The organism is Alistipes sp. UBA1686, assembly GCF_002320215.1.
GTDB lineage: Bacteria > Bacteroidota > Bacteroidia > Bacteroidales > Rikenellaceae > Alistipes > Alistipes onderdonkii.
Genome location: NZ_DCKA01000015.1, coordinates 107,727 through 118,882, shown reverse-complemented (window position 1 = coordinate 118,882; position 11,156 = coordinate 107,727). Strand labels below are relative to the sequence as shown.

Annotated in this window: 8 protein-coding genes; 7 read left to right on the top strand and 1 reads right to left on the bottom strand. The window is 59.1% G+C overall.

Annotation, left to right across the window (positions count from 1 at the left end; all coding sequences use genetic code 11):
* Nucleotides 1–430 precede the first annotated feature (430 nt).
* The 5 genes from B3C38_RS06420 (at nucleotide 431) to B3C38_RS06400 (ending at nucleotide 7,402) form a co-directional block, all read left to right on the top strand.
* The gene (locus tag B3C38_RS06420; RefSeq protein WP_286726299.1) at nucleotides 431–1,837 is read left to right on the top strand and encodes a hypothetical protein; all 1,407 of its coding nucleotides are present in this window, start codon (nucleotides 431–433) and stop codon (nucleotides 1,835–1,837) included.
* A gap of 114 nt (nucleotides 1,838–1,951) precedes the next feature.
* Nucleotides 1,952–3,277 carry a trigger factor gene (locus B3C38_RS06415; protein ID WP_256166030.1) on the top strand — a complete coding sequence of 442 codons (1,326 nt, stop codon included), beginning with the start codon at nucleotides 1,952–1,954 and terminating at the stop codon, nucleotides 3,275–3,277.
* 83 nt (nucleotides 3,278–3,360) lie between these two features.
* Nucleotides 3,361–4,029: an ATP-dependent Clp endopeptidase proteolytic subunit ClpP gene (clpP, locus tag B3C38_RS06410; RefSeq protein ID WP_117507043.1), complete on the top strand. Its 669-nt coding sequence runs from the start codon at nucleotides 3,361–3,363 to the stop codon at nucleotides 4,027–4,029.
* Complete coding sequence (clpX, locus tag B3C38_RS06405) at nucleotides 4,029–5,306, top strand: ATP-dependent Clp protease ATP-binding subunit ClpX (RefSeq protein WP_286726296.1); 1,278 nt, start codon at nucleotides 4,029–4,031, stop codon at nucleotides 5,304–5,306. Before clpP ends, clpX begins: the two co-directional genes overlap by 1 nt.
* A 62-nt stretch (nucleotides 5,307–5,368) precedes the next feature.
* Entirely contained in the window at nucleotides 5,369–7,402 is a 2,034-nt protein-coding gene (locus B3C38_RS06400; protein WP_286726295.1) for a transketolase family protein, read from the top strand.
* A gap of 178 nt (nucleotides 7,403–7,580) precedes the next feature.
* On the opposite strand, the gene B3C38_RS06395 is transcribed toward B3C38_RS06400, so the two are convergent.
* The gene (locus tag B3C38_RS06395) at nucleotides 7,581–7,976 is read right to left on the bottom strand and encodes a hypothetical protein (RefSeq protein WP_286726294.1); all 396 of its coding nucleotides are present in this window, start codon (nucleotides 7,974–7,976) and stop codon (nucleotides 7,581–7,583) included.
* 215 nt (nucleotides 7,977–8,191) lie between these two features.
* Between B3C38_RS06395 and metK the strand changes: the two genes are divergently transcribed.
* Both metK and B3C38_RS06385 read left to right on the top strand, forming a co-directional pair.
* Entirely contained in the window at nucleotides 8,192–9,496 is a 1,305-nt protein-coding gene (gene metK / locus B3C38_RS06390) for a methionine adenosyltransferase (protein WP_022332880.1), read from the top strand.
* 164 nt (nucleotides 9,497–9,660) lie between these two features.
* Nucleotides 9,661–11,133 carry a Do family serine endopeptidase gene (locus B3C38_RS06385; RefSeq protein ID WP_022332881.1) on the top strand — a complete coding sequence of 491 codons (1,473 nt, stop codon included), beginning with the start codon at nucleotides 9,661–9,663 and terminating at the stop codon, nucleotides 11,131–11,133.
* Nucleotides 11,134–11,156: the final 23 nt, after the last annotated feature.

The following is an 11,156-nucleotide window of genomic DNA, read 5'->3' as shown; positions in this document are numbered from 1 at the left end:
ATCGGATGCAAAGATACGAAAAACCCGGCATATGACGAATTTTTTGCCTATCTTTGCACAAACCTTGCGTCCCTTATGAGTAAAATATTTCCCAGGTTCTTTCTGCCTTTACTCGCTGCTGCATTCATCGTGGCTTGTATCCGTATCCCGAAACAACCGCAGACGACCGATCCCGACACCACGCCGCTGACTTACCGTTTCGACGGCGGTGCCGACCTGACCGCACTGTTCACCCTTCAGGCATCTTATATCGCTGCCGACGGACGGACACAGACCGAGCAGATCGCTTCGCTGCCGTGGGCGAAAGAGGTCGGTGTGTCCGCCCCTTTCGGTGCCCGTCTCGACGTCAGGTTCCGGAAAAAGGCCGACTATCCCCGGCAGGACGTATATGCTGTCGGTTTTTCGGGCGGAATCGACTGTGCCTCCGCGAATGCGGCGATTCCCCCCCCCCCTCGGCCTGAGCCGTGCCGGGGGTGCCGGCAATATCGTACGGCTGCGGTTCTCGCTTCCGGACGGGGTGTCCCCGGACGACGTTTCGCTGCGCTTCGCACCCCTCAAATACGACAAACATTTCGCGTTTACATTTACCTGCGACGATTCCTATGTCACGGCTTACTCCCTCGTCTGGAGCTTGATCAATGCCAGGTGGATCGACGACCGGGAATTCCGCCATTTGGACGGCATCCCCACCTCGGGTTATGTCCCTGACCATGCGCTTGTGATGACCGACGGCTGCGGCAACGACCGCCGCTTCGGGTTCAGCTGTTCCGTTTGGCCTACCTGGGGCAGGGCGGATGATCCCGCCAATACCTATGTCAAAGACCTTGTCCGGACAGGTGCCAACAGCATGTATATTTCGTGGGAAGAGTTGCGCCTGCTCTCCGATTTCGGCGTTTCGATGCTTTTCCACAACGTCGACGAGCGGGTTTACGGCAAGGCCGACCCGGCGCTGATCGCGCAGGGTTTCCGCGACGACTACGACAAAGTCTGTGAAAAACTCGGGCTGCGGATGAAAGTACTGGGGCTTCCCGACGGTAACGAGGCCTATGCCGAGGCGGCGCAGCAATCCGATCTGATCCATTTTACCCGCAACTCCCTCGCGTGGCAGACCCGCATTTATTTGCACACGTGCGGCGATTTGCGCAAAGGGCAGACCTACGGTGGCGGCAACAATTCCGATCCCGATAAAAAACTGGCCGAGTTGGCCGAACAGGCGGTTTCCGGCAACCCGTATTGGGTCGGACTTACGATCCACCGCGGCGACAGGAGCTATGCGGAGATGCTCGAAAAGGTTTACCGCCTTTATGGCAAAGCCGGCAGCGACGCGCTCTGGGTCGCTTCGTGGGACGAGGTTTACGAATATGTCGCCATGCGCGAAGGTGCCCGGATCCGCAAAGACACCGAGGGGCGTACGGTGACGTTCGAAATCGAAATGCCCGTGGACGAAAGCTTTTGGTTCCGCGATATTTCGCTTTTGGTCGACGGCCTCGGCGGCGATTGCGGCGTGGAGCCTTTGTCGGACAACATCGTCGGGCTGGCGCGTGCCCCGCGCGGCGGCGGGATGCTGGTCAACGTGAATTTCAATCCCCGGCTTCCGGCGCTGGCCGAAAAGTATACGGCAGTCTACGAACGCGAGTACACCGACGCGGCGCTCGCCGATGCCCGCTATTTCGTCTCTCAGTTGCTGCCGTCGCTCGCGGCGCCGTTTGAACAACGGCTCGGTGCCGTCGTCGCACCGTCGCAGGGCGAGCTCGCCGCAGGACGCATCGAAGCTTACCTCGCCCAGATGGACGGGTATGCTGTTACCGTGCAGCGCGACCTGCCTGCCGCAGAATAGGCTGGTACACATATATTTTAGAAAAAATTGTTGCTTTCTCGGTGAAAATCGCTATCTTTGCAACCCGATTTCGGAACGGAAAATAGGATAACAACAATATAGCAACCATTCATTATGAAGATCGTAAGAGAACAACGCGAAGAAAACAACTCGCTGCTCCGGGTGACGGTGGGCGAGGAGGATTACGGCCAGGCCGTCGAGAAGGAGCTGCGCGAGTACAAGCGCAAGGCCAATATCCCCGGTTTCCGTCCCGGCATGGTGCCCATGGGCCTTGTCAAGAAGATGTACGGCAAGGGCGTGCTGGCCGAACAGTCGTACCGCACGGCGTCGAACGCCGTGTTCGAATATCTCCAGAAGGAGAAGATCGACTACCTGGGCGACGTGATCCCTTCGGAGGAGCAGGGCGATTTCGATTTCGAAAACGGCAAGGAGTTCGATTTCGTGTTCGAGATCGGCGAGGCTCCCGAGATCAAACTCGATCTTTCGGACAAGGATAAAGTGACCTACCACAAGATCAAGGTCGACAAGAAGATGCACGACGACTACCGTGCCAACTACCTGCGCCGTTTCGGCCGCCTGGCCGATGCCGACGAGGTGACCTCGGACGAGGCGCTGTCCGTAACGCTCGACAACGGCGAGATGAACGTGGCCGACGCTTATGTCGGGTTGATCTCGATGTCGGAAGAAGAGCGCAAGCCGTTCATCGGCAAGAAGGTGGGCTTCAAGACCACGGTCAACGTCAACGAACTTTACAAGAACCCGTCGCAGCGCGCCGCCGTGCTGCAGGTCAAGGAGGACGAGCTGGAGGGCATCAATCCCGAATTCTCGCTGGAGATCACCAAGATCCGCAAGTTCGCCGAACCGGAGCTGAACGAGGAGTTCTTCAAGATGGCATTCCCCGCAGGCGAGGTTGCCGACCAGGCCGGGCTGGATAAGTTCATCGACGCACAAATCGGGCAGGAGCTCCGCCGCGAAAGCGATTACCTCTTCACGCTCCAGCTGCGTGACTACCTCGTGAAGAAGGCCGCGCTGAAGATGCCCGAGAAATTCCTCAAGCGCTGGCTCTTCACCATCAACGAAGGCAAGTTCTCGATGGAGGATATCGACAAGGATTTCGGCCAGTTCCTCAAGATGTTCACGTGGAACTACCTCCAGAAGCATTTCATCAAGCAGGACAACCTCTCCGTGAGCAAGGAGGAGGCGCTTGCTGAGGCCAAGTCGCTGGCCGCCGCGCAGTTCGCGCAGTACGGCATGCCGTCGGCGCCCGAGGACATGCTCGCCGGCTATGCCGAGAAGATCCTCGCCGACAAGGATCAGGGCCAGAAGATCTACGAGAAACTCTACGAGACGAAGGTCGTGGAAGATGTGAAATCGAAGATCAAGGTGACGGAAAAGGCCGTATCTGCGGAGGATTTCGCTAAATTGGCCCAGGCACTTTAGTATTTGCGGAAAAAATCTTATCTTTGGACTTTGCAGGCGTGATGTTTGCAAAGTCCTTTTGTTTGATGAAAACTCTTCACAATATGTCAGAATTTGAAAAATACGCACGGAACCATTGCGGTATCAGTTCGCTGAAACTGCATGACTTCCAGTCGGTCAGCGCATCGTATGTGTCGCCGACGATCATCGAGGAGCGTCAGCTGAACATCGCAACGATGGATGTCTTTTCGCGCCTGATGATGGATCGCATCATCTTCCTCGGCGCGCCGATCTACGACGACGCGGCCAATATCATCCAGGCACAGTTGCTTTTCCTCGAATCGGTCGATCCCGAAAAGGACATACAGATATATATTAATTCACCCGGCGGGTCGGTTTCGGCCGGATTGGGTATTTACGACACCATGCAGCTCGTCAATTCCGACGTGGCGACCATCTGCACCGGGCTGGCGGCCTCGATGGGAGCCGTGCTCCTGACTGCCGGCGCCAAGGGCAAGCGCTCGGCGCTGCCCCATTCGCGGGTGATGATCCACCAGCCGCTGGGCGGGGCGCAGGGACAGGCGTCGGACATCGAGATCACGGCGCGCGAGATCATGAAAACCAAGCGTGAGCTGTACGAGATACTCGCGGCGCATTCGGGCGTCTCGGTCAGGAAGATCGAAAAGGACGCCGACCGCGATTACTGGCTTTCGGCCCGCGAGGCGAAGGAGTACGGGCTGATCGACGAGGTACTTTCAAAACGCGTGAAGTGATGGCACAGAATAAGAACAACAATAACCATCGGGGCGGAACGGGCGGCGACAGCTGCTCGTTCTGCGGTGCCAAGCGCGGGGATGTGGAGATCATGTTCCAGGGCGTGGACGGTGCCAATATCTGCAACAAATGTATCGAGAACGGCTATAAGATCATCGTTGAGAACGACGTGGCCTCGGAGCAGCGGCGTGCCGCTGCGGCACCTTTCAAGATGGAGGAGTTGCTCAAGCCGGCGCAGATCAAGGAGTTCCTCGACCAGTATGTCATCGGGCAGGACGACGCCAAGCGTTATATGTCGGTAGCGGTCTACAACCACTACAAACGGCTGCTCTACGCCCCCAAGGACGACGACATCGAGCTCGACAAGTCGAACATCATCCTCGTGGGGCCCACCGGTACGGGCAAGACGCTCATGGCGCGCACGATCGCCAGGTTGCTCAAGGTGCCTTTCACGATCGTCGACGCCACCGTGCTGACCGAGGCTGGCTATGTGGGCGAGGATGTCGAGAGCATCCTTTCGCGGCTGCTTCAGGTTGCCGACTACGACGTGGTACAGGCCGAGCGGGGCATCGTTTTCATCGACGAGATCGACAAGATCGCGCGCAAGGGCGACAACCCCTCCATCACGCGCGACGTCTCGGGCGAAGGCGTGCAGCAGGCGCTGCTTAAAATACTCGAGGGCACGGTGGTGAACGTGCCGCCCCAGGGCGGGCGCAAACACCCCGAGCAGAAGTTCATCCAGGTCGACACGCGCAATATCCTCTTCATCTGCGGCGGAGCGTTCGACGGCGTGGAGAAGAAGATCGCCCAGCGCCTGAACACCCGCGCCATGGGATACGGGCGTCTGAATGCCGACCGGATCGACCGCGGCAACCTGATGCAGTACATCACGCCGCAGGATCTCAAGTCCTTCGGGCTGATTCCCGAACTGGTGGGCCGTCTCCCGGTGCTGACCTACATGCAGCCGCTTTCGCGCGAGGCGCTGCGCTCGATCCTCACCGAGCCGAAGAATGCCATCGTCAAGCAGTACAAGCGCCTGTTCGAGCTGGACGGCGTGAAGCTCTCGTTCGACGAGGCGGTGCTGGACTACATCGTCGACAAGGCCGTCGAATTCAAGCTCGGCGCCCGCGGCCTGCGCTCGATCTGCGAGGCGATCATGATGGATACGATGTTCGACATTCCCTCGACGGATGCTCGGAAATTTACCGTCACTTTGCCTTATGCAAAGAAAAAGATAGAAAAAGCAAATATTTTGGAGTTAAAACAGGTTGGATAATATCTTTTTTATTACTTTTGCAACGAGAACCTTAAGACAAAACCATAAAACCACAGACTGATATGTCATCTACCAATTCCAAACTGACCCGTGTGGCCGACAATATCCGTATCCTTTCGGCCGCCATGGTCGAGAAAGCCAAATCGGGGCATCCCGGCGGCGCCATGGGCGGCGCCGACTTCGTGACGGTGCTCTATACCGAATTCCTGCGCTACGATCCCGACAACATGGCTTATCCCTACCGCGACCGTTTCTTCCTCGATCCGGGGCATATGTCGCCGATGCTCTACTCGGTGCTGTCGCTGGCTGGATACTATACGACCGAAGACCTGCAATCGCTGCGCCAGTGGGGTAGCGTGACGCCCGGCCACCCCGAGGTGGACGTGATGCGCGGTGTGGAGAATACCTCCGGCCCGCTCGGACAGGGACATGCCATGGCGCTGGGCGCTGCCATCGCGGAGCGGTTCATGGCGGCCCGCTTCGGCGAGTGGATGGCGCACAAGACCTACGCCTATATCTCCGACGGCGCCGTCGAGGAGGAGATCTCGCAGGGCGTGGGACGCATCGCAGGGCATCTGGGGTTGAGCAACTTCATCATGTACTACGATTCGAACAACATTCAGCTCTCGACCAAGGTCGATGAGGTGGACACCGAGAACGTGGCCATGAAATACGAAGCCTGGGGCTGGAACGTACTGTCGGTCGACGGGCACAATATCAATGAAATCCGCGAGGCGCTCGTGGCGGCCAATTCCGAAACGGAACGCCCGACGCTCATCATCGGCCATACGGTCATGGGCAAGGGGGCCCGCGCTACCGACGGCGGAAGCTTCGAGGACAAGGTGTCGACCCACGGGCAGCCGCTTACGGCGGCTGGCGCCGATTTCGCCGCCACGGTGAAAAACCTCGGGGGCGATCCCGAAAACCCGTTCTCCGTGTTCGACGAGAGCCGCGAGGCCTTCGCCGAGCGCCGCGAAGCGCTCCGTGCATGGGCTGCCCGCCAGGCCGGAGTCGAGAAGACGTGGCGCGGCGAGCACGGCGAGCTGGCTCGCAAGCTCGACATGTTCCTTTCGGGGCGCCTGCCCGAGATCGACTATAAGTCCATCGAGGTAAAGGCCGGCGTTGCGACGCGGGCGGCATCGGCCACGGTGCTGGGCGTCTTTGCCGAGAAGATCGAAAATATGATCGTGGCTTCGGCCGACCTCTCCAATTCGGACAAGACCGACGGTTTCCTCAAGAAGACCAAGGCTTTCACGAAGGGCGATTTCAGCGGCAAGTTCTTCCAGGCGGGCGTCTCGGAGCTGACGATGGCCTGCGTGGCGAACGGCATGGCGCTGCACGGGGGCGTGATCCCGGCCTGCGGCACCTTCTTTGTTTTTTCGGACTACATGAAACCCGCCGTGCGCCTTTCCGCGCTGATGCGCCTGCACGTGATCTATGTCTGGACACACGACTCGTTCCGCGTGGGCGAGGATGGCCCGACGCACCAGCCCGTCGAACATGAGGCGCAGATACGCCTGATGGAGCATCTGAAGAACCATCACGACGAGCGTTCGATGCTTGTGCTGCGTCCTGCCGACGGCGACGAGACGGTCATGGCCTGGAAACTGGCCGTCGAGGAGCATCGCCCCGTGGCGCTCGTGCTCTCGCGCCAGAACATCAAGACGCTGCCGGCATTGGGTACGAGCCGCCGCGAAGAGGCCGCGCAGGTTTCGAAGGGCGGTTACGTGGTGATGGATTCGGCTAAACCCGAGGTCGTCATGGTGGCTACCGGCTCGGAGGTCGCTACGCTTGTCGAAGGGGCCGAATTGCTTGCTGCCGAAGGTATTTCGGTGCGCGTGGTGAATGTCCCGAGCGAGGGCCTGTTCCGTGACCAGCCCAAATCCTATCAGGAGGGCATCCTGCCTGCCGGCGTCGTCCGCTATGGCCTGACATCGGGACTTCCGGTGAACCTGCTCGGGCTGGTGGGCGAGAAGGGCATGATTCACGGCCTCGACCACTTCGGCTGGTCGGCTCCCTACACGGTGCTCGACGAGAAGTTCGGCTATAATGGTGCCACGGTGGCGGCCGAGGTCAAGAAATTGCTCGGCAGATAATCGTCCGGGTTCCCTGCGCCCGAATAATACACAATGGACAAGGCCCCGAAATCATATTCGGGGCCTTGTTTGCAAGGCGGTTGTCGCACCGGAATTCCGCAGTCTGGAACCTGCCTGGATCGTTTCTGTCGGGCGCAGCCCGGAATCGGTGCCTGTCCGGGTTTTGCCGGGCAATGCCCTATTGCATGTAGAGTGTGACCCGGTCGTAGTATTGCCCGTCGATGAAAAGTTCGCCTGTCAGCCTGCCCCGGCGGATGTATACGTTGCGCAGTTCGCGCGGGTAATCGGCCCGCCCGTAGCTGATGTAGATTTTGTCGTCGTAGGCGTCCCACTGGATGTTGAGCGTGTCGAGGTAACGCCCCGTGTCGGCGTAGCGGAGCTCGTCGGTGCCGAAGCCGTCCGCCCCGAAATAGACATAGCTTTCCAGGGGGATGCGCCCGTCCTGGTAGAATCCCAGGTCGCCCGCCCAGACTCTCCCCGAGAGGGTGTCGTACAGCTCGTCGTCATCGCTGTCGCAGCCTGTGAAGGCCACGGGGGCGCACAGGAGCAGTGCGGCGAGGAAAAATCTTTTCATATACGGAGTGTTAAGAATTGTCGGATGCAAAGGTATGTTTTTTTTGCATATTGTGAAAATCCTGCGTATCTTTGCAGTCCCGTCTGTCAAGCGGGAAAATGTGGAAAGATTTGACTGATTGCAACCACAGTAAAAAATTGCTAAAACAGCTTATTTTTTATTCCAACAGCCAATTTTTCCCATTTTATACGTTTAACCATTAAAAATGTATGAAAATGGGCTTTTTGTTTACATCGGAGTCGGTGTCCGAGGGGCACCCCGATAAAGTTTCAGACCAGATTTCCGACGCCATCCTCGACGAATTCCTGCGTCGTGATGCCAATTCGAAGGTCGCCTGCGAAACGCTGTGCACCACCGGACTGGTGGTCGTGGCGGGTGAGGTGCGCTCGGATGCGTATGTCGACGTGCAGGGCGTGGCGCGCCGCGTCATCAACCGCATCGGCTACACGAAGAGCGAGTATCAGTTCGACTGCAATTCGTGCGGTATCCTGTCGGCCATCCACGAGCAGTCGTCCGACATCAACCAGGGCGTCGTGCGTGCCGCCGAGGAAGACCAGGGCGCCGGCGACCAGGGCATCATGTTCGGTTATGCCTGCAACGAGACCCGCGAGATGATGCCTGCGACGCTGATCCTCTCGCACGTCATCCTCAAGGAGCTGGCCGTCATCCGCCGTGAAGGCGAGGTGATGACTTACCTGCGCCCCGACTCGAAGTCGCAGGTGACGATCGAGTACGACGAGCGGACGAACAAACCGCTGCGCGTGCACACCATCGTGGTGTCGACGCAGCACGACGAGTTTATACTGCCCGGCAACGGCCTCACGGAGAAAGAGGCCGAGGAGCGGATGCAGGAGCGCATCCGCGAGGATGTGCGCACGATCCTCATCCCGCGCGTCAAGGCGCGCCTGGAGCGGGCCGGCGACAAGCTGGCCGGTCTGATCGGCGACGATTACATCCTGCACGTGAATCCCACGGGCAAATTCGTGATCGGCGGCCCCCACGGCGATACCGGCCTCACGGGGCGCAAGATCATCGTCGATACCTACGGCGGCCGCGGCGCACACGGCGGCGGCGCTTTCTCGGGCAAGGATTCGTCGAAGGTAGACCGCTCGGCGGCCTATGCTGCCCGGCATATCGCCAAGAACCTGGTGGCGGCAGGCGTCGCCGACGAAGTGCTCGTCGAGTTGTCCTACGCCATCGGCATCGCCCAGCCGCTGTCGATCTACGTCGACACGTACCGTTCGCCCCGCCCCGCGGCGCTGGAGGGGATGACCGACGGCGAAATCGCCCGCCGCATTGGCAGGCTTTTCGACCTGCGCCCCGCCGCGATCGTGAAACGCTTCGGGCTGAAGAACCCGATCTTCGAGGCTACGGCTTCCTACGGGCATTTCGGCAACCGTCCTTATAAGCAGGTCGAGAAGGTCTGGGAGAACGGCCGCGAAGTGGAACGCGAGATCGAGTATTTCGGATGGGAGAAGCTCGACGCGGTGGATTGCATCCGTAAAGAGTTCGGGCTGTAACGCTCCGGGACACGGCAGATCGGGACATTCGGCGCGGATGTCCCGATTTTTGCCTATATCCGCATACTAACCGGACGTTTTAGTTCGTTTGTCCTACGAAATAAAAAATTAATAGCCTATGGCGGAAGTTGCCTCTGATTAATTTATTGAACCAATTAGTGATTATGAAAAAGGCATTTTTAATTTTAGGAGTAGTTGCCGTGTCGGCCGCAGCAGGCGGATTTACGGCTTGGAAAGTTGCCGCGCCCCGCGAGGGTTCGGTGCAATATATCGAGCGTGAGGTGGAACGTACGCCCGCGCTGGGAACACATTTTACGTCATACCAGGCCGAGCAGTACCCCGACCTGACGTACGCCGCCGAGAACGCGGTGAAAGCCGTCGTCAACATCGAGGCCGTGCAGCAGGTGGAGATGCCCCGGCGCCGGGGTTACGACCCGTTCCTGGAGTTCTTCGGTATCCCGCAGGGGTATGACGAAGGGCCGCAGTTCCGCGAGCAGCGTGCCGGCGGTTCGGGTGTCATCATCTCCGAGGACGGCTATGTCGTCACCAACAACCACGTCGTGGACGGGGCCTCGAAGCTCAAAGTGAAGCTCAACGACGGCCGCACGTTCGAGGCCAAGCTCATCGGCAAGGACTCGGCGACCGACCTTGCGCTGCTGAAAATCGAGGCCGCCGACCTGCCGACCGTGCCGTTCGGTTCGTCGGACGCACTGCGCCTGGGCGAGTGGGTGCTGGCGATCGGTTCGCCTTTCGACCTGCAATCGACCATCACGGCCGGCATCGTGAGCGCCAAGGCGCGTAACCTGGGCGTGATTCCCAACGATTTCAGCATCGAGGCTTTCATCCAGACCGATGCCGCGGTGAACCCGGGCAATTCGGGCGGTGCGCTGGTCAATACGCACGGCGAACTGGTGGGTATCAACACGCTGATCAAATCGCAGACGGGCAGCTACGTGGGTTATTCGTTCGCCATCCCCGAGTCGATCGTCCGCAAGGTGGTCGTCGACCTGAAGGAGTACGGCATCGTGCAGCGTGCGCTGCTGGGGATCCGGTATGGCATCGTCGACCAGGACTTCATCGACAACATGGGTGAGGAGACCGGCATCAAGGAACTGGGCGGCGCCTATGTCAGCAGCGTCGTCGAAGGCGGCTCGGCCTCCGAGGCCGGCATCCGCAAGGGCGACGTCATCTTGGACATCGACGGCGTGAAGATCAACGACAATGCGACGCTCTCCGAGCAGATCGGTCGCCGCCGACCCAACGATAAGGTTAAATTATCGGTAAAAAGAGACGGCAAGGTGAAACAAATTGACGTTACATTGCGTAATAAAGCAGGTAAAACGGAATTAATTACCAAAGAAGACGTCGATATGGTCGAGGTTCTCGGAGGTAAGTTCGCCGATGCGGGCGCCAAACTCTGCCGTGAGCTCGATATCAAGGGCGGCGTGCAGGTGGTCGGCATCAAGGCCGACGGAATTCTGGCCCGCGCCCGCGTTAAGCAGGGATTTGTGATTACCCACATCAACGACCGTCCGGTCTACTCGCTCTCCGACATGGAGCGCATGACCGACAAGGTGCGTTCGATCGACGGTATCTATCCCAACGGCCGTGCTGCAAGCTACGTGCTTGTGGAATAGCAGGACGACCCGGGCGGGTTTTG